Origin of the sequence: Pararhodobacter aggregans (assembly GCF_003075525.1) — a bacterium.
Lineage (GTDB): Bacteria > Pseudomonadota > Alphaproteobacteria > Rhodobacterales > Rhodobacteraceae > Pararhodobacter > Pararhodobacter aggregans.
The window spans coordinates 52169-69160 of the sequence record NZ_QDDR01000006.1 but is presented as its reverse complement, the minus strand read 5'-3'; the positions used below and the strand labels follow the sequence as shown (position 1 = coordinate 69160).

Below are 16992 nucleotides of genomic sequence, written 5' to 3'. Positions count from 1 at the left end.
CTCGATCCGGCGCAAATTGCCCGCAGATCTGCCTTTCCACCGCCACATTCGGCCCCCCTTGCGCCGCATTTCAGCCATCGCCTCGCGCTACCACACCCTGTGTTTCAAGCCGCGCAAGCGCGGTGGTTACGGGGTAGAACGATGGACGCCATCACGGGACAGCCACGGCATTCGCCGGGATCGGGCAGGCAGGGCAAGGACCTGAAAGGCGATCTTGCGATCTTTGCCAGGGCCGAAGACGGCACGATGGCGGTCTTCAGCCTCTTTGTCTTCGTGGCGATGATCCTGTTCGGCGGGCTTGCCGTCGACATGATGCGCTATGAAAACGAACGCATCCGCCTGCAGGGCACGGCCGACCGCGCCGTGCTGGCGGCGACCATGCTGCGCGAGAATGTCTCGGGCGCGACGCCCGAACAGATCTTGCGGGCCTATTTCGCCGCCGATGGCTATTCCGAACTGCTGGGCAACAATTTCACCATCGTCGATGACCCGCAGGAGGGCCGCGTCGTCACCGCCTTCCCGCGGGCCCGGATCCCGTCGGCCTTCATGAGCCTGGCGGGCGTCGACAGCATCGACATGATAACCCCGTCGCGGGCGGCCGAGACCTTTCAGGGCGGGCCCGATGTGGAACTGGTCATGGTGCTGGACGTCTCGGGATCGATGAACGGTCAGGGCAAGATCGACGCGATGCGCGACGCCGCGGTCGAGCTGACCACCAGCCTGCTGAACGACGCCGAGGAAGTGGGCGATGTCGGCATCACGCTGGTGCCCTATGACACCTGGGTGCTGCCTCCCGCTGGTTTCCTCAACCATTTCTCGAACGCGGCGGGCAGCGGCGCCTGCAACGACTGGCTTTTGTGGTCGCAGATCGTCGGTTCGCTGAACCTGCTGACCAACCGGGCCAATTGCAACACCGCCAGCTGGCGCACGGTGCGCCCCTATGTCAGTGACCCCGATCTGGCCACCACCTATATCAATGATCTGCGTGCTTCGGGCACCACCTCGATCGACCTTGGCATCCGGTACGGCGCGCTGTTCTTCGACCCGACGATCCGCCCCGCCATCAGCGAACTGATCGCCAATCACGAGATCAACCCGGTCTTCGAGGGGCGCCCCTATGACTGGGACGCACCCAATGTGGTCCGCGCCCTGATCCTGCTGACCGACGGGCAGAACTGCTGCGGCGAGCGCTACCCGGAACTGGTGCAGAACCTCAATTCAGAACGCGTCTGCGACGCGCTCAAGGACCAGGGCGTGCTGATCTATGCCATCGCCTATCAGGCCCCGAGCAGCGGCGCCGCGCTGATGCAGGATTGCGCCTCGTCGCCCAGTCATTACTTCAACACCACCGCTGACGGCATCATCGACGTGTTCCGCGGCATCACCGCCTCGATCCAGACCCAGGCGCTGAGGTTGACGCTGTGAGCCCGCGTCGCCCCCTCCTGCGGCGCTTTGCGCGCAGCCAGACCGGCAGCGCCACGATCGAGTTCGTGCTCACCGTGCCGCTGGTGCTGATGTTCCTGTTCTCGGCCGTCGACTTCGGCACGGTCATGCTGCGCCAGGTCTTCCTGGACCGCTCGGTCGACATCGCCGTGCGTCAGGTCCGGCTGGGCAATATCACCGGCGCGCAGTTCAGCCGCTTCCGCGACATGATCTGCGAGAATTCCTTCATGATCCAGGATTGCCAGAACGCCATCGCCATCGAATTGCGCCCGGTCGACACACAGAACTGGTCGGGCCTCGCCGATCCCGCGCAATGCATCAACCGCGAACTCGAACTCTCGCCGGTCCTCAGCTTCGCGCCCTCGGCCGGGCTGCAGCAGCTGATGCTGATCCGGGTCTGCGCCGTGGTCGATCCGTTCCTCAGCCTGACCGGGCTGGTGCTGGGCATGCCGACCGACAGCTCGGGCGGCTACCACATTGTCTCGCATGCCGCTTTCGCCAATGAACCCGCGTGAGGTCCCCATGAGTGTCTCCGATGCCCTCTCCCGCGTTCTGGCGATGCCGCGCGCCCTGGCAGAGTCTCTGGTGGCCCGGACCCGTGCCTTCCGGGGGGCGAGCCAGGGCTCGGTCTCGGTCGAGCTGATCCTCACCTTGCCGCTGCTCCTGTGGGCGCTGGCGGCGACGGTGGTGTTCTATGACGGCTACAAGACCCGCTATCACGCCCAGATGGCCGCCCAGACGGTCGCCGACATCATGTCGCGCGAGACCGACCTCTTCACCGCGAATTACATCGAGGGCCTGAACGACGTCTTCGATTTCCTGATCGATTCGCGCTTCCCGACCCGGCTGCGCGTGTCCTCGGTGATCTGGGACAGCGCCAACGAGCGCAACCGCCTGCAATGGTCCTATGCCACGCGCGACCTCTCGGCGCTGCCGGAAGATACGTTCGAGCTGATGCAGGCGGGCGATCTGGAAACCCTGATGGCCGAGTTCGGCGAGGACGGCAGCTTCACCTTCGCTGGAGCCGGCGCGCAGATGCCGGTCTCGGACCTGCCCGACCGCATCCCGCCGGTCCTGCCGGGCGAGGCGCTGCTGCTGGTCGAGGCCTTCGCGCTCTGGGAACCCTTCGCGCAGGTCGGCGTCGGTCAGCTGCGCTTCACCCCGGTGGTCGTGGTCCGCCCCCGCTTTGCGCCCTGGATCAACTTCGAGGGGCAAGAGCCCGTCTACCCGGAAGCCGATTACGAAATCGCCTGGACCGGCAGCGGCAACGAGGGCCTGCCCGATCCGACCGATCCGACGCCCGAACCCACGAACCCGCCGGTGGCGAACCGGACCTATTCCTTCGACGATGGCGTCACCAGCGGCCTGTCGCGCAGCACCATCACCGCAGGTGGCCCCTCGGGCTCGTATCTGGGGCCCTTCGGGACCGAGACCTGGACCACGCCCGTCACCGTCGCCGTCGATCTTCAGGCGGACCATGCCACGGCCAATATCGCCTTCGACCTGCTGATCCTCGACACCTGGGACGGCTATGCCAACCAGTACATCCTGCCGCGCGGCGATACGTTCACCATCCTGATGAACGGGGTGCCGCTGTCGGTCGATCCCTTCATCAACTACTCGCAGGCCCCCTATGACAATGCCCGCGTCAGCACCGGATACATCGGCAATTCCACCTATCGGGTGTCGATGACGCGGACCCGGACCGGCAGCAGCTTTGCCGGCGGCGGCTCGAACGACCAGCTCTGGCGGGTCACGCTGACCATCGACAACGCGCCCCGGACCTTCTCGCTGGGACTCTCGGCCGGCGTGGACAGCGCGATCAGCGATGAAAGCTGGGGGCTCGACAACCTGACGATCACCGCCTCGAACGTGGGGACGGGCACGGCGGCGCCCTTCGTCGCCAATGCCGCGAACCTGCTCACGGCCGATCCGCACAATCGTTTCAACCGCTATTCGGGCTGCCCGGAATACCGCATCGCCGCCCCCTGGCTGACCATGACCCGGGCCGATCTGACCACCGGCATCACCATGCAGCGCCAGGCCAGCGGCGGCACCTCGCTGTCGTCCTGCCCGAATACCGGCGGCTGGGGCTATGCCAATGCCTCGCCCTCGCTGGTGCTGAACTACGACAACCAGAACGTCACCTCGACCTACAACGGCCTGCAGATCCGCCTGAACGACGGCAACAGCGGCTATACCTGCGACACGACGCTGATTATCCGCGACCCGAACGGGCAATGGTATTTCAACGATGATTACACCGGCTGGAACGCGGGCGTGCGGATGACCAACCCGCCCAGCGGCCAGTACGTGATCTTCATCGGCACCTATAACCGCGGCAGCTGCAACACCAACCTGACCATCGACCGCTGGACGCGCTGAGCGCCCCGCCCCCTCAGGGGGGCGGGCCCGCGGTGGCGCCCGCGGCCTTCAGCACCATGTCGACATAGATATCCTCGACCCGCGGCAGGCTGAGGCGCCCGCCCTCGCGGAACCAGGTGTTGACGCCGGTCAGCATGGCAATCAGCGCCATGGCCGCCAGCTTGGTATCGGGCAGCGCGAAACACCCCTCCGCCTGCCCGTCCCTGAGGATCTGCTCCAGCTCGGTCTCGTAGCGGCGGCGCAGCGCCTCGATCCGGGCGAAATTCCCGGGCGTGAGGTTGCGCAGCTCCATATAGGCGATGAAGACCGCATCGGCCCGGGCCGCGTGAAACCGGATGTGGAAGCGGGCGAAATGATCGAGCCGGGCGCGGGCGTCGCCCTCGGGCGCCTCCTCGGCCCAGGCGGCCAGCAGCGCCTCCAGGTGATCGGCCATCAGATCCGCGAGCAGGCTCTGCTTGTCGGCGGTGTAGAGATAGAGCGCGCCCGCCTGCACCCCCACCTCGGCCGCGATCTGGCGCATCGACACCGCCGCGTAGCCGTCGCGGGCGAACAGCCGCAACGCCGCCTCGCGCAGGCGCGGGCCGGTGATCTCGGAACGGGAGCCGGGTTTGCGGGCCATGCGCCATTGTCACTGAACGCCCGTTCAATTCAACCCCGGATCGCCCGGCCAGGGTTGCGGCCGCATTGCGCCTTCACAGCGACCGGCCCGCTTGCTAGGTTGGCGCACCCCAAGGCCGAGGCCCCGATGCTCCGTTTCGCCCCGCTTGCCCTTTCCGCGCTGCTGCTCGCCGGCTGCGGCACCGTCGCGCCCGAGGCGCCGGCGCTGCTGCCGCTCGACGAGATCGCCGCCCGGACCGCAGGCGCGGCCGATTCCACCCGCGGCGAGGCCGCCTCGCGTGAGCTGGCCTGGCGGGCCTCGGCGCTGCGGGCGCGGGCCGCGGCGCTGCGGCGCGGCGGGGTCGAGAGCCAGGAACGCGCCGATCTCCTGCGCCGGGCCGCGGCCATGTCGCGCGACGAGCGCTAGGCGCGCGCATCCGCGCATTGCGCCCGGCCCCCCGGCAGGCTAATCCAGCAGCGATACCGCCCGGCGCCGGGCGGAAGGATCATGTCGGAGCGCTGTATGTCCACCCCTCTTCGTCTTGGCATCGCCGGTCTCGGCACGGTTGGCATTGGCGTCGTCAAGATCGTCCAGACCCATGCCGCGCTGCTCGCCCGCCGCGCCGGTCGCCCGGTCGAGATCGTCGCCGTCAGCGCCAATTCGCGGTCGAAGAACCGGGGCGCCGATATCTCGGCCTATGGCTGGGAGGATGACCCGGTCCAGCTGGCGCGGCGCGAGGATGTCGATGTCGTGGTCGAACTGATCGGCGGCGAGAATGGCGTGGCCAAGGCGCTGGTCGAGACGGCGCTGAAGAGCGGCAAGGACGTGGTCACCGCCAACAAGGCGCTCTTGGCCAAGCACGGCACCGCCCTGGCGCGCCTGGCCGAGGAGAAGGGCCGTTCCCTGCGGTTCGAGGCGGCGGTGGCGGGCGGCATCCCGGTCATCAAGGCCCTGACCGAAGGGCTGGCGGGCAACCAGATCAAGCGCGTCATGGGCGTGATGAACGGCACCTGCAACTACATCCTCACCCGGATGGAATCGGCGGGCCTGCCCTATGACGCGGTGTTCGAGGAAGCCCGCAAGCTGGGCTATCTGGAAGCCGATCCCAATCTCGACGTGGGCGGCATCGACGCGGGCCACAAGCTGAGCCTGCTCAGCGCCATCGCCTTCGGCACCGAGGTGGATTTCGACAATGTGGTGCTGCAGGGCATCGGTTCGGTCTCGACCGCCGATATCCGGCTGGCGCGCGACATGGGCTATTCCATCAAGCTGCTGGGCGTGGCGCAGATGACCGGCCGCGGGCTGGAACAGCGCATGACGCCTTGCCTGGTGCCAGAAACGCATCCGCTGGGCCAGTTGCAGGGCGGCACCAACATGGTGGTGATCGAGGGCGACATGGTCGGCCAGATCGTGCTGCGTGGCGCGGGTGCGGGCGAAGGCCCGACCGCCAGCGCCGTGATGGGCGACGTGATCGACATCGCCCGCGGCTTCCGCCTGCCGGTCTTCGGCCAGCCGGCCGCGGATCTGGTCGCAGCCCCCCCCGCCGCGGTCAGCGCGGGCGCGCCCTGGTATCTGCGCATGACGCTTCTGGACAAGCCCGGCGCGCTGGCCAAGATCGCCACGGTTCTGGGCGAAAGCGGCATCTCCATCGCCCGCATGCGCCAGTATTCGCACGAAGGCACCGACGCGCCGGTGCTGATCGTCACGCACAAGGCCTCGTCCGACGACATCGCCCATGCCCTGACCCGTTTCGCCGATACCGGCGTGCTGGTGGGCGAGCCGGTGGCGCTGAGAATCGAGGAAGTGTGACATAGCCTGGGGTGGGATGAAATCCCACCCTGCACCCTGGCCTCGCGGTGGGATGAAATCCCACCCTACACGCTCGCCGCCCGGCCCGGCGCCGTCCCCACGATGCGCGCCCCGTAGGGTGGGATTTCATCCCACCTTCCCGCCGCCCCGTAGCATGCCTGTCACCAGAGCCCCGGATGATCCCGGGCGGGACCGCGTGCAGGCCTGCCCGGTCGTTAGCGGCACCAACGTTGTTTCCGCCCCCCTCGCGCGCTATGCAGTCCCCAGAGCAGCCCGATTTCAATCAAGGAATGATCATGCCCGAATCCCCCCTCTTCCATGACCGCATGCTGTCGCTGGGCCTGGCCCGCGTCTCTGAAGCCGCGGCGCTGGAATCCGCCGCCTGGATCGGGCGCGGCGACGAGAAGGCCGCCGACCATGCTGCCGTCGAGGCGATGCGCACCCAGCTGAACATGCTGGATATCGAAGGCGTCGTGGTCATCGGCGAGGGCGAGCGCGACGAGGCGCCGATGCTTTACATCGGCGAAGAGGTCGGGACCGGCAACGGCCCGGCGGTGGATATCGCACTGGACCCGCTGGAAGGCACGACGCTGACCGCCAAGGACATGCCGAACGCGCTGACCGTCATCGCCATGGCGCCCCGCGGCACGCTGCTGCACGCCCCCGATGTCTACATGGAAAAGCTGGCCATCGGCCCCGGCTATGCCCCCGGCACCGTGACGCTGGAGATGGAGCCCGCCGAACGGGTCCGCGCGCTCGCCGCTGCCAAGGGTTGCGACATGTCGGACATCACCTGCTGCATCCTCGAACGCCCCCGGCACGAGGATCTGATCCGCGAAGTCCGCTCGACCGGCGCCGCGATCCGCCTCATCACCGATGGCGACGTGGCGGGCGTGATCCATTGCGCCGAGCCGGAACTGACCGGGATCGACATGTACATGGGTTCGGGTGGCGCGCCTGAGGGGGTGCTGGCCGCCGCCGCGCTGAAATGCATGGGCGGGCAGATCTACGGCAAGCTGCTGTTCCGCAACGACGACGAGCGCGGCCGGGCGGCCAAGGCCGGGATCACCGACCTCAACCGCATCTACACCCGCGACGAGCTGGTGACGGCGGACGTGATCTTCTCGGCCACCGGCGTGACCAACGGCTCGATCGTCTCGGGCCTCAAGCGCGAGCCGGGCTGGGTCACCACCGAAACCCTGCTGATGCGCTCGAAAACCGGGTCGGTGCGCCGCATGATCTACCGCACGCCGGTGGCATGAGTGCCTATCTCGGCGTCGAGACCTCGCTGACCGGGCGGCGCTGGGTCGGACCCGGCGCCCTGCGCGAGCGGCAGGCCGAGGCGCTGGCCCAGGCCACCCGCCTGCCCGCCGCGCTCTGCGCCGTGCTGGCCGCGCGCGAGGTCGAACCCGAGGGGGTCGAGGCCTATCTCGCCCCCTCGCTGCGCGCCCTGCTGCCCGATCCCCGCCGCCTGCGCGACATGGAGCGCGCGGCCGAACGGCTGCTGGCGGCGCTGAACGCGCGCGAGAAGATCGCCGTCTTTGCCGATTACGACGTGGACGGCGGCTCGTCGGCGGCGCTGCTGCTGGTCTGGCTGCGGGCGCTGGGCCATGACGCCACGCTTTATATCCCCGACCGCATCGACGAGGGCTATGGCCCGAACGAACCGGCGATGGAGGCCCTTGCGCAGGACCATCGCCTGATCCTCTGCGTGGATTGCGGCACGCTCTCGCACGGGCCGATCGCCGCGGCGAAGGGCGCCGATGTGCTGGTCATCGACCACCACCTGGGGTCCGAGACGCTGCCCCCCGCCTATGCCGTGGTGAACCCCAACCGGCAGGACGAACCGGGCGATCTGGGCCATCTCTGCGCCGCGGGGGTGGTGTTCCTGCTCTTGGTCGAGGCCAACCGCCAGCTGCGGCAGAACGGCGTGCAAGGACCTGACCTGATGGGCTTTCTTGACCTCGTGGCGCTGGCCACCGTGGCCGATGTGGCGCCGCTGATCGGCGTCAACCGCGCCTTCGTGCGGCAGGGGCTGAAGGTCATGGGCCAACGCGGGCGCCCCGGTCTGGTGGCGCTGTCGGACGTGGGCCGCATCGATTCGGCGCCGACGCCCTATCACCTGGGCTTCGTGCTGGGCCCCCGCGTCAACGCCGGTGGGCGCATCGGTGCCGCCGATCTGGGGGCGCGGCTTCTCTCCACCTCCAACCCGCATGAGGCGCAGCAACTGGCGCAGAGGCTCGATCAGCTCAACGACGACCGCCGCGCCATCGAGGCCGCCGTGCGGGAAGAGGCACTCGCCCAGGCCGAACGCCGGGGCCTCGACGGGCCGCTGGTCTGGGCCGCGGCCGAGGGCTGGCACCCGGGCGTCATCGGCATCGTCGCCGCCCGCCTGAAGGAGGCCACCAACCGCCCCGCCGTGGTCATCGCGCTGGACGGGGCCGAGGGCAAGGGCTCGGCCCGCTCGGTCGCGGGTGTGGACCTCGGCGCCTCGGTGCAGCGGCTCGCGGCCGAGGGGCTCTTGGTCAAGGGCGGCGGGCACCGGATGGCCGCCGGGCTGACCGTCGCCCGCGACAAGCTGGAGGCGGCGATGGAGCGGCTGGGCGAATTGCTGGCCCGGCAGGGCGCGGGCACCGGCGGCGCGGGGGATCTCAGGCTCGACGGGCTGCTGATGCCCGGGGCCGCGACGGTCGAGCTGGTCGAATCGCTGGAACAGGCCGGGCCCTTCGGCCAGGCCGCCCCTGCCCCGCGATTCGCCTTCCCCTCGCAGGCCGTGCTCGATGCCCGGCGGATCGGCACCAACCACCTGCGGCTGCGCTTCGGCGACCGCGGCGGCGCGGCGCTGGAAGCGGTGGCCTTCGGCGCCTTCGACGGCCCGCTGGGGCCTGCGCTGGAGCGGCGGGGCCCCGGGCTTTGGCATTTCGCCGGCAAGATCGAGGTCAATTCCTGGGGCGGCCGCAACCGGGTGCAGCTGCGTCTGGACGATGCGGCACCGGCCTGAAACCCCGGCAAAAAAAGTTGTCACGAAGCCGAAAAATCCCCCTTGCACCCGCCGCGACGCTAGCCTAAACACCGCCTCACGCCGACGGGGAAACGCCCCGGACGCTGAAAGTGGCCCGTTCGTCTATCGGTTAGGACGTCAGGTTTTCAACCTGAAAAGAGGGGTTCGACTCCCCTACGGGCTGCCACTTCTCCCCGCAAATCGTTGTTTCTAGGCACCTTTTCCACCCTCTTTGTCCAACGCGGCAGACGGGTTGGACATACTCGACAGCTTCGCGAAGCCGCTGTCTGCCAGTTTCGGCCGATTTGCCTTCTTCGTGTAAGTGTCGGCCTGCTTCGTGTCCTTGTGCGCCAGATAGGACGCGATCTCCCAGTTCGACGCCCCGGCATCTGCCAGCCTTGTTGCCCCTGCCTTACGCAACCCGTGCAGCGAGCCGGGAACCCCTGCCTCGCGGCACCGATCACGGAACCAGTTGCCCAGGGTCTCGGGCTTATAGCCGACCGGCCGAGCGTCCTGCGTGATGAATAGCAGCCTGTCCTTGGGCAGAGCGGCCAGCTCCTCGGCCAACTCGGGCACGATCGGCAAATCGGCAGCGACGGAGGTCTTTGCCCGCTTGTAGGCGATCCGCGCCTTGCCGCTCTTCACAGCGACATGCGGCCAGCCGACGCGGCAGAGATCTTGCCGCGACATGCCGGTGTTGAGGGCCAGGAGAAGCACGAGACGGGCCTTCGATCCTGCCGGGTGCCGTGCCAGGAAGCGGTCAACCTCTTCATCCGTCCAGGTGTGATAGCCATCAGGATTGGTCTTCATCCGCTCAGCGAACTTCGCCGGATTCGGGCCGATGTAGCCGAGTTTCTTCGCGGCGAAATTGAACAGCATCGAGAGGTTCTTCTTCACCGTGTTCTGCGCCACAGGTCCGGTCTTTTTCGCCATCAGCGCCTCAACGTGGCGAACCTCCAATCGCTTGAAGGGCAAGTCACCGGCCTGGTCGCGCAGCCAGTCAAGCTCGCCGCGAATGCTGCGCTTTCTGCTGTCCGACAGGTTCTTGTAGCGAAGGCTCCCGAGGTACTGCTCGATGAGCCACCCTACCGTGTCGACCGCTGCCGTGGAGCGAGGTAGCTTCAGGCCCGCCAGGGCGGCCTCATAGGCAGTGAGAAAGGCAGGCGACCCATATGGGCCGGGAATGTTGCAGCGAGTGCCGCCCGCTTCGAATCTCCAGTAAATGCGCCCCTTGACCACGTTCTTGCGAACGCCCGGGAAAGGGTTCTTCCGTCTGGTCATTTGAGCAACCTGTCACATGGGTTGCCATCGGTGGTGTCTTCGACGCCTGCGGAGTAGATGACGACCTTGCCTGCCCGATGATCAACCTCGACCCGCCCAACCTTAACACCCGCCTCCAACGCCCCGGCGATGGTGCGCTTTAGTTCAGCTTGGGTGATGAGAGCAGGACGGTTTGCCATCGTCAGCCGCGATCGAAATTCATGGCTGCAACCATGCTGATGAGCTCGGGCGGCGCAAAGCTGGCAAGCGCCTTCGTGTTCACCAGGTCCAGCGCGTACAGATTGAGCTTCTCGATCTGGGTGAGGTTGTCCGCCCTGAAGCGGACGGGTTCGTGTAACGAGAGGCCTTTGCCCCACGGGGTCATGACCTTCTCACGCGTCACGTCGCCGAAACCCCAGTAAACCGGCGCCTCACGCCCGGCGATATGTTTCGCGACGAACTCGGCGATGATCCAGGAATGATCGAAGAGCGCATACAAGTCGATTGGGCGCTCACGCTGCCCCGGGAGACGCTCGCCGGGAATATCCAGGGCTTTGCCCCTGCCATGCAAAATTGCGGCGGCCCAGAACGCCACCATGTCGCGGCCCGAGTAGAGCCAGCGGCCGTTCTCGCCCTTCTTCCCGTAGCTTTCGAGGTAGCGCTTGAGGCGGTAATCCCGGATCAGTTCGGCCGACCAGCCGCTCAGCTCTTGAACCGCCGCCGGGGTGTGGATGTAGGTTTCCATGGTCACTCCGTTGTTTGTCGCTACGGTTATTCCATAGCTTGTTGCTACGGTCAATTGCATTCAGTCAGGGCGCCGCATCACCGGCCGGGTGCAGGCTCATCAGATCCCCGAACGTCTCGGCAACGCCACGCCCCAGGGTGCGAAGATCCAGCAGCGACACGGGGCCGCGATACGCGTTGTCTTCCAGCTCTGCGGCGCTCATCGCCACTTCGGCCCCTTGGTCTGCCAGAACCAGCCAGCGCGCGGGGCTAGGCGTCTCCGCCCCTTCCCATGAAACCTCGATCCCGAGACGCGGGTCTTCGGGAAACCGCTCCTCCAGCACGGACGCCCACCACCCCGGCGCGAGCTTCCAATCGGCCAGCGCCTGCCCCTGATCCATCAAGGCGAACACCCCGATACCGCGCGCCGCGTATTTTGCCAGCGGCAGAACCTCGTCGCCGCGCCCGACCATCAGCGGGAAGATCCTGGAGAAGGCGAGCATTTCGGCAATGTCGAACACATCCGCCCGAAAATGCTTGCCGTCCTTGAGCGGCCACAACCCGTGGCGCTCGCCCCAGTTGTGACGACGCTTCTTCGGGACGCCCAAACCTTCGATGACCTCGCCGGGCATGAACTTCCGAAGCTCGATCTCAACCGCGTTCTGCATAAATTTGTCCTCGCATGGGGATTTATCGGTTGGTAACACCCCTTGTACCACTCGTCAACAAGTACCCGCGCGAGAACTTTTATATCAGAGCAGACGATCGGGGCACCGCAGATCCCAATAGCCAACCTCCCGGGTCACGTTGAGGCCGCCTCCCCGAAGCCGGGCATCGGCCGACCATTCATCGCGCGCGAAGCTGGCCTGCACGCTCCACTCGCTAGGGGCCCCGATCAGGGCCGACCTGACATGCACGGCGATTCTGTTCGCCTCCTCGGGTCCATGCCGCCGCACCAGGTCATGCAGCGCGCGGGCGTGGTACTCGATCAGCTCGGCCGCGCTTGCTTGGCCAAGGGCAGCAACCGGAGGCATCGTCAGTGACAGGGCAGCTGCGCCCCTCAGAAGATCGCGCCGATTCATGCGCCACCGCCTTCCGGCAGGTTCACCGAATCGAGCCCGAGGTAGATCTTGTTGGCCAGAGAGGCCGAGATCTGAAGCAAGGTCGTAATCGCGTTATGCGGTGCGTCCTCACATTGGTGAAGGAACTCTAGCGCCTCGATCACTCCGAAAAGCATGCAGGCGCTGTCCTGCTGGCCCTGAAGGTGGTGAAGAAGAGCCGTCATACCGCCCCCATCAGCTTGACCGTGTGCCGCAGGGCGCTTCGCATATAGCTGCGCGCCTCGCGGATCGGCTGGGGGTAGCCCTTGGGGTTTTCCGTGGCGTCCAGCGCCAGAGCGAGCATGTCGTGGATTTCGTGCAGGCGGGCGAGAGGCAAGCCGGGGACGGCTGCCGGAACAGGGTTCGGCATTCTGAGCTCCGTTGAGTGATTTGCTTGTGCGTGATATAAACCGCTCATGTCGAGCGAAAGTCAATAGGTTTCATTCACAGTGAGCGAAAACACTCAAGTTACTGGCCGACAGATAGCGGCAGCACGAGCGCTGATCGGTATGGCGCAAGCTGACCTTGCCGCCGCGGCGAAGATCTCGGTCCCGACTCTGCGCCGAATGGAAGCGAGCGAAGGCCCCGCTGCGGGCATGGTGAACAACGTCGAAGCCGTGCGACGCGCCCTCGAAGTGGCGGGAATCGTGTTTATTCCTAGCGGCGGCGGCGGTGCTGGAGTGCGCCTCAAGATGAGCGAGGCTGGCGATGATTGAGAACAAGGACAACGGACTGAGGTTGACCGAATACCCCGAAGGATATTCGGTCAAACGCTTAAATACCGCTGACGCTGACAGGCTAAACCGTCTTCGTACTGGTTTGTCTAGGCTGGAACTTGCAAGAGCAACGATGGAACTCTTAAAGAACGGAGACGAAAGCCGTGCTATGCTTGAGGCAGTGGCATGCGCCGCTTCCATCTACTACTTTTCTTGCTTTGGTGGTGGCTCGTATGGCCCAAGGCTGCGCGCAGAAAAAGTTTTTAAGAACAACAAAGAAGCCAAACAAAACCATGACCACTGGAAAACAATTCGCGACCAGAGATTCGGCCATCTGGTAGGTGTCGGACAATCAATCGTAACGCTCCTAATTGCTGATGATTCTGATCGCCCCATAGACACAAAAACCATTTCTATGGATATTGACCCTAGCGCCGTACTCCCGTGGATGAAAAGTCTCTATCAACTCATTGGAGTTGCTTTAATCCATATACAGCAAGAAGTAGTTGAGGTTGAAAGCCGCATTAGGGAGGCATTTGAAAAGTTGTCGCCAGAAGAATTCCTCGCGCTTCCCGATGCGACAATACCAATTCCCCATCACGAACGGCGCTAGCGACTCCACGATTGCGCCGATCGCGCGCCACGCCCTCAGGAGACCAGGGCCGCGCGCTCTCGGGGTTTACCCACTCACCGAGTTACGGGGATGCATCCGGCGGACGTCACCGGGGGCGCATCCTGCCCTGTCTCAGTCAACCGCCAGGTCAAAGAGCGCGGCGGTGATCCCGTGTCTGGAGATCTGCGGCGCCAGCTTCACCCCCTTGGGCGGTGCGGCAGCGTGGGCGTGATCCAGGAAGGCCTCATCGAGGGCGAGGATCACCCTGACATGCCGGTGCTGGAGCGGCAGGCGGGCCAGTTCGGCCCAGGCCTGTATCTCGACCATGGCAATGGGCAACGGCCCGAGCTGTTGCCAGCTCCGCCCCCGGCTCAGCTCGTGGAAGGCGGTCCAGAGTAGGCGCCCTGCCTCTGGCACCGGCGCCGCCCTCTGACACTTGAGGCGGCTCTCCAGTGCGGCGACCAGCTGGCGGGTGAGGCGGTCATAGGCGCGGGTCATGCGTCAGCCCAACGTCTGCACGAACTCGACCTCAAAGCCGTCGACGACGCGGGCGATCGCCCGCGCGCCTTGGCCAGGGACCAGCACCGCCTTGATCGAGGGCTTGACCAGCGAGACGGCCGCGCCGGTGGTCACGCCGGGGCGCACGGGCGGCACGACCTCGAAGAGCGGCGTGATCCCCGCCGCGCTCGCCGTGGCATCGCTGACCAGGCGATGAAGCGCGTAGCGCGTCGGGTTGCTGCCATAGGTCCAGCCGATCATATCGCCCTCGGTCAGCTCGAAGCCCGGGGGCAACCCGGCCAGGCGTATTTCGCGGCCACCAGGTTGCAGGGCGTAGAGGGTCGGATCGTAGCCCGCCAGGGTGGCGCCGGTCGGGTCAGAGATCGGGCCGGACAGGGGCAGCGGATAGGCCAGGAAGCTGCCCCCGGGCTCGGACAGCCGCTCCAGCCGCGCCTCGATCCGCGCCGCCTGTGCATGGGTTTCCGGGGCCAGCACCAGCCGCCCGGACCAGAGGCGCTGGCCGAGCTGCGCCGTGCGGATGGCCCCGCCCCGGGTCCGGCTTACCTTCAGGTTCGCCGGAAGGTGGAAGGTGCATTCGGTCACGGTGATCCCGTCGAAGAATTGCGCGTGCGAAAGCGGAAACGTCAGGGCCATCAGCGGCTCCTCGGGTTGCGTTGAATTTGAGCCAGGCGATCGGGAAGCGTGCGGTCGGCTTGCTCCAGTCCCTTCCTGGTGATGGTCACGGCGTTCTTGGCGGCCTCATCGAGGAGGCGGGCCTCCAGGTCGCGCGAGAGGGCCAGCTCGATCTTGCCGCTGACCTGAGGCGCAGCCGCAGCGGCCGGGGCGGTGCCGACATAGCCGCCGCTGGCGTAGCCCTTCGCCGCCTGGTGCATGCGCTCCAGCCGCGCCACGCCGAGGGCCTGGACGGCGCGCTTGCTGAACACATACTCGCCGCCATGGACCACGCCCTTGGGCTCATGCGTGCCGCCGTCGCCGGTGTATCCGCCCTCTGCGAAGCCGAGGAAGCGCACGATGCTGCCCAGGAAGCCGCCGCCGCCCGACTTGGCGAGGCCCGTGAGCCCCTCGATCGCGCTCATCCGCAGCAGCTCGGCAATGAGGTCGAGGACCGCCCGCTTGGCCACGTCGCCGCCCTGCGCCATCTGCCCGAAGAGATCGACCATGCGCTCGGCCCCCCGGCCCGCCTGCGCCTCCACCTCGCGCAGCTGCTCGGCTGAGCGTTCGGCGGCATTGCCCGCCTGGACATAGGCGCGGGCCAGCTGGTCGATCTCCGCCTGCAAGGCCGGGGTGAGCTCTCGCCCCTCCTGCTGCGCCGCCAGCATCAGCTCGGCCCGCTGGCGAGCGTATTCGATGGCATCGCCGTAGTCTTCGCCAGCGACGGCCGCAGCGACCAGGGCGGCGGCCTCGATCGTCAGCGCTTCGGTGCGGGCGCGGATCTCGGCCGCCGCCGCCGCGTAGCCCTCGCGCGTGCCGCTGCCGCTCGATCCGCCCGAGCGGTCGCCGCTCAGCTCGCCCTCGTTGGGCGCGCGCCGGGGAGCCCGACTGCGGCGGCCGCCGAGCATGTCTTGCGGCAGGACAACATTCTCCAGGGGCGTGCCGGTCGTCATCCCCAGGGCCTCGCCGACCGATTCCGCCGTGGTATCAGCCTGCCTCTGAAGCTCGGCCAGCAGATCCCGCAGCCCAGCGACGACGATGCGCGCATTGTCGAGCGATACCTCGTCGATGCCGTTCGATGCCGCCAGCGCCTCCTCGGCCTGCGTCACGATGGCATCGAGGATATCGCCGTAGCCCTCGGCCTGGATCGCCCCATCGTTGAAGGCGTCCGAGGACATGCGCACGGAATAGGCAATGCCATCGAAGGTGGCGAGGAGGCCCTCGTCGCCGATCCCGCGCGCCGCCTCCCGAAGGATCTCCATGACCGCTTGCAGGGATCGAGCCTCGCCCACCAGCGCCGTGAGCCCGCGCTCCGCGTCATCCGTGGTGAGAAGGTCGCCCACGTCCTGAAGGATGCGGCTCCAGCCGATCACCGCCCGCTTGATGCGGGTTTCGATCGTCGCCGCGATCGCGTTGAACTGGCGGTCGATCTCGGCCGCTCGCTGGATCACGCCCTCATCCATCACGGCGCCGACCTCTTGCGCCGTGGCCATGGTGCGCCGCAACCCCGCCTCGCCCTGCGCCAGGAGCTCCACGAAGCGCTCGCCGCCGGTGCCGCCGAGGATCTCGTCGAAGACCCGGATCTGCGCCGCGCGGTCAAGGGTCTCCATTCGCCGGAAGATCTCCAGCATCAGCTCGGAGGGGTCTTCCAGTCGGCGGCGCAGATCTTGGGCCGAGAAGCCCAGCCGTGTGAAGGCCTCGGCCGCAGCGCCGCCACCCGTGGCGATCCACTCATCCGCGCGCAGGTTCAGTTCCTTGAAGCCGTCCACCAGCGCATCCACGGCGATCCGGTTCTGATTGGCCACATAGGCCCATTGCTGGAACTCTTCGACGCCCAGGCCTGCGCGCCGCGCCTCGTCGCCCACGGCTGCGATGTCGCGCACCGTCTGGCGAAGGTTGCGCGTCACCATGGCCGTTCCCGTGGCGACAGCACCCGCGATCAGGGAGCGGCCGAAGGTGCCGATCCGCGCCGAGGTCGAGGCCAGCGCCTGGTTGATCCGCCCGGTGGAGCGAACCATGTCCTGTTCCATGGCCCGGGTCGCCCTGGTCGAGTTGCGCTGGAGGCCCTGATAGGTCCGGGTGCCGCGCCGTTCCGCCTGCCCCATGCGCTTCTCGAACTCCGAGATCCGCGCCTCCAGCATCACAATCAGCCGCTCGTCGGCGGTTGCGTTCAT

Annotated in this window: 19 protein-coding genes and 1 tRNA gene; 10 read left to right on the top strand and 10 right to left on the bottom strand. The window is 66.8% G+C overall.

From position 1 onward, the window contains the following. Positions 1-141: 141 nt before the first annotated feature. Genes DDE23_RS12405 through DDE23_RS12395 form a run of 3 tightly spaced genes read left to right on the top strand, consistent with a single transcriptional unit; the run spans position 142 to position 3828 of the window. Positions 142-1425 (top strand): VWA domain-containing protein, encoded by a 1284-nt coding sequence (locus DDE23_RS12405; RefSeq protein WP_107752065.1) that lies wholly within the window; start codon positions 142-144, stop codon positions 1423-1425. Further along, a complete protein-coding gene (locus DDE23_RS12400) occupies positions 1422-1958 on the top strand; it encodes a TadE/TadG family type IV pilus assembly protein (RefSeq protein ID WP_107752064.1) in 537 nt (178 codons plus the stop codon). Before DDE23_RS12405 ends, DDE23_RS12400 begins: the two co-directional genes overlap by 4 nt. A gap of 7 nt (positions 1959-1965) precedes the next feature. Beyond that, positions 1966-3828, top strand: coding sequence for a hypothetical protein (locus DDE23_RS12395; protein ID WP_107752063.1), 1863 nt, complete (start codon positions 1966-1968; stop codon positions 3826-3828). Between the two features lie 13 nt (positions 3829-3841). Here DDE23_RS12395 and DDE23_RS12390 read toward each other — a convergent pair whose 3' ends face one another. Continuing rightward, positions 3842-4447: a TetR/AcrR family transcriptional regulator gene (locus DDE23_RS12390; protein ID WP_107752062.1), complete on the bottom strand. Its 606-nt coding sequence runs from the start codon at positions 4445-4447 to the stop codon at positions 3842-3844. Between the two features lie 126 nt (positions 4448-4573). On the opposite strand from DDE23_RS12390, the gene DDE23_RS12385 reads away from it, so the two are divergent. The 5 genes from DDE23_RS12385 to DDE23_RS12365 all read left to right on the top strand — a co-directional run bounded on the left by DDE23_RS12385 (position 4574) and on the right by DDE23_RS12365 (position 9423). Continuing rightward, positions 4574-4852, top strand: a complete 279-nt coding sequence (locus DDE23_RS12385) for a hypothetical protein (RefSeq protein WP_107752061.1) — start codon at positions 4574-4576, stop codon at positions 4850-4852. Between the two features lie 96 nt (positions 4853-4948). Beyond that, a complete protein-coding gene (locus tag DDE23_RS12380; RefSeq protein WP_107752060.1) occupies positions 4949-6235 on the top strand; it encodes a homoserine dehydrogenase in 1287 nt (428 codons plus the stop codon). 296 nt (positions 6236-6531) lie between these two features. Continuing rightward, on the top strand, positions 6532-7497 hold the full coding sequence (glpX, locus tag DDE23_RS12375; RefSeq protein WP_107752059.1) for a class II fructose-bisphosphatase: 966 nt from the start codon (positions 6532-6534) through the stop codon (positions 7495-7497). Continuing rightward, positions 7494-9236, top strand: coding sequence for a single-stranded-DNA-specific exonuclease RecJ (gene recJ / locus DDE23_RS12370; RefSeq protein WP_107752058.1), 1743 nt, complete (start codon positions 7494-7496; stop codon positions 9234-9236). The genes glpX and recJ overlap by 4 nt, the downstream gene beginning before the upstream one ends. Before the next feature lie 112 nt (positions 9237-9348). Beyond that, a tRNA-Glu gene (locus DDE23_RS12365) sits at positions 9349-9423 on the top strand. A gap of 23 nt (positions 9424-9446) precedes the next feature. On the opposite strand, the gene DDE23_RS12360 is transcribed toward DDE23_RS12365, so the two are convergent. The 6 genes from DDE23_RS12360 to DDE23_RS12330 all read right to left on the bottom strand — a co-directional run bounded on the left by DDE23_RS12360 (position 9447) and on the right by DDE23_RS12330 (position 12689). Further along, positions 9447-10517: a tyrosine-type recombinase/integrase gene (locus DDE23_RS12360; protein ID WP_107752057.1), complete on the bottom strand. Its 1071-nt coding sequence runs from the start codon at positions 10515-10517 to the stop codon at positions 9447-9449. A gap of 181 nt (positions 10518-10698) precedes the next feature. Continuing rightward, entirely contained in the window at positions 10699-11241 is a 543-nt protein-coding gene (locus DDE23_RS12350; protein WP_107752055.1) for a hypothetical protein, read from the bottom strand. Positions 11242-11305: 64 nt separating this feature from the next. Next, positions 11306-11887, bottom strand: a complete 582-nt coding sequence (locus tag DDE23_RS12345) for a hypothetical protein (protein WP_107752054.1) — start codon at positions 11885-11887, stop codon at positions 11306-11308. A gap of 84 nt (positions 11888-11971) precedes the next feature. Then, positions 11972-12301, bottom strand: coding sequence for a hypothetical protein (locus DDE23_RS12340; RefSeq protein ID WP_107752053.1), 330 nt, complete (start codon positions 12299-12301; stop codon positions 11972-11974). Beyond that, a complete protein-coding gene (locus DDE23_RS12335) occupies positions 12298-12504 on the bottom strand; it encodes a hypothetical protein (protein ID WP_107752052.1) in 207 nt (68 codons plus the stop codon). Before DDE23_RS12335 ends, DDE23_RS12340 begins: the two co-directional genes overlap by 4 nt. After that, positions 12501-12689: a hypothetical protein gene (locus DDE23_RS12330; protein WP_107752051.1), complete on the bottom strand. Its 189-nt coding sequence runs from the start codon at positions 12687-12689 to the stop codon at positions 12501-12503. Before DDE23_RS12330 ends, DDE23_RS12335 begins: the two co-directional genes overlap by 4 nt. 139 nt (positions 12690-12828) lie before the next feature. On the opposite strand from DDE23_RS12330, the gene DDE23_RS12325 reads away from it, so the two are divergent. Continuing rightward, positions 12829-13035: a transcriptional regulator gene (locus DDE23_RS12325; RefSeq protein WP_202863257.1), complete on the top strand. Its 207-nt coding sequence runs from the start codon at positions 12829-12831 to the stop codon at positions 13033-13035. Continuing rightward, complete coding sequence (locus DDE23_RS24865; RefSeq protein WP_133239553.1) at positions 13028-13648, top strand: hypothetical protein; 621 nt, start codon at positions 13028-13030, stop codon at positions 13646-13648. The genes DDE23_RS12325 and DDE23_RS24865 overlap by 8 nt, the downstream gene beginning before the upstream one ends. A 132-nt stretch (positions 13649-13780) precedes the next feature. On the opposite strand, the gene DDE23_RS12320 is transcribed toward DDE23_RS24865, so the two are convergent. The 3 genes from DDE23_RS12320 to DDE23_RS12310 are packed head-to-tail and all read right to left on the bottom strand — an operon-like array spanning position 13781 to position 16992. Beyond that, positions 13781-14146, bottom strand: a complete 366-nt coding sequence (locus DDE23_RS12320) for a phage tail assembly chaperone (protein WP_107752049.1) — start codon at positions 14144-14146, stop codon at positions 13781-13783. Between the two features lie 3 nt (positions 14147-14149). After that, complete coding sequence (locus tag DDE23_RS12315; RefSeq protein WP_107752048.1) at positions 14150-14800, bottom strand: hypothetical protein; 651 nt, start codon at positions 14798-14800, stop codon at positions 14150-14152. Further along, positions 14800-16992 (bottom strand): phage tail tape measure protein, encoded by a 2193-nt coding sequence (locus DDE23_RS12310; RefSeq protein ID WP_107752047.1) that lies wholly within the window; start codon positions 16990-16992, stop codon positions 14800-14802. Before DDE23_RS12310 ends, DDE23_RS12315 begins: the two co-directional genes overlap by 1 nt.

Bases quoted from the DNA above. Each gene is read 5' to 3' on its own strand.
- DDE23_RS12395 (WP_107752063.1), top strand. From the start codon at position 1,966: ATGAGTGTCTCCGATGCCCTCTCCCGCGTTCTGGCGATGCCGCGCGCC.
- DDE23_RS12330 (WP_107752051.1), bottom strand. From the start codon at position 12,689: ATGCCGAACCCTGTTCCGGCAGCCGTCCCCGGCTTGCCTCTCGCCCGC.
- DDE23_RS12405 (WP_107752065.1), top strand. From the start codon at position 142: ATGGACGCCATCACGGGACAGCCACGGCATTCGCCGGGATCGGGCAGG.
- DDE23_RS12335 (WP_107752052.1), bottom strand. From the start codon at position 12,504: ATGACGGCTCTTCTTCACCACCTTCAGGGCCAGCAGGACAGCGCCTGC.
- DDE23_RS12310 (WP_107752047.1), bottom strand. From the start codon at position 16,992: ATGAACGCAACCGCCGACGAGCGGCTGATTGTGATGCTGGAGGCGCGG.
- DDE23_RS12380 (WP_107752060.1), top strand. From the start codon at position 4,949: ATGTCCACCCCTCTTCGTCTTGGCATCGCCGGTCTCGGCACGGTTGGC.
- recJ (WP_107752058.1), top strand. From the start codon at position 7,494: ATGAGTGCCTATCTCGGCGTCGAGACCTCGCTGACCGGGCGGCGCTGG.
- DDE23_RS12320 (WP_107752049.1), bottom strand. From the start codon at position 14,146: ATGACCCGCGCCTATGACCGCCTCACCCGCCAGCTGGTCGCCGCACTG.
- DDE23_RS12350 (WP_107752055.1), bottom strand. From the start codon at position 11,241: ATGGAAACCTACATCCACACCCCGGCGGCGGTTCAAGAGCTGAGCGGC.
- glpX (WP_107752059.1), top strand. From the start codon at position 6,532: ATGCCCGAATCCCCCCTCTTCCATGACCGCATGCTGTCGCTGGGCCTG.
- DDE23_RS12340 (WP_107752053.1), bottom strand. From the start codon at position 12,301: ATGAATCGGCGCGATCTTCTGAGGGGCGCAGCTGCCCTGTCACTGACG.
- DDE23_RS12315 (WP_107752048.1), bottom strand. From the start codon at position 14,800: ATGGCCCTGACGTTTCCGCTTTCGCACGCGCAATTCTTCGACGGGATC.
- DDE23_RS12345 (WP_107752054.1), bottom strand. From the start codon at position 11,887: ATGCAGAACGCGGTTGAGATCGAGCTTCGGAAGTTCATGCCCGGCGAG.
- DDE23_RS24865 (WP_133239553.1), top strand. From the start codon at position 13,028: ATGATTGAGAACAAGGACAACGGACTGAGGTTGACCGAATACCCCGAA.
- DDE23_RS12385 (WP_107752061.1), top strand. From the start codon at position 4,574: ATGCTCCGTTTCGCCCCGCTTGCCCTTTCCGCGCTGCTGCTCGCCGGC.
- DDE23_RS12325 (WP_202863257.1), top strand. From the start codon at position 12,829: ATGGCGCAAGCTGACCTTGCCGCCGCGGCGAAGATCTCGGTCCCGACT.
- DDE23_RS12390 (WP_107752062.1), bottom strand. From the start codon at position 4,447: ATGGCCCGCAAACCCGGCTCCCGTTCCGAGATCACCGGCCCGCGCCTG.
- DDE23_RS12360 (WP_107752057.1), bottom strand. From the start codon at position 10,517: ATGACCAGACGGAAGAACCCTTTCCCGGGCGTTCGCAAGAACGTGGTC.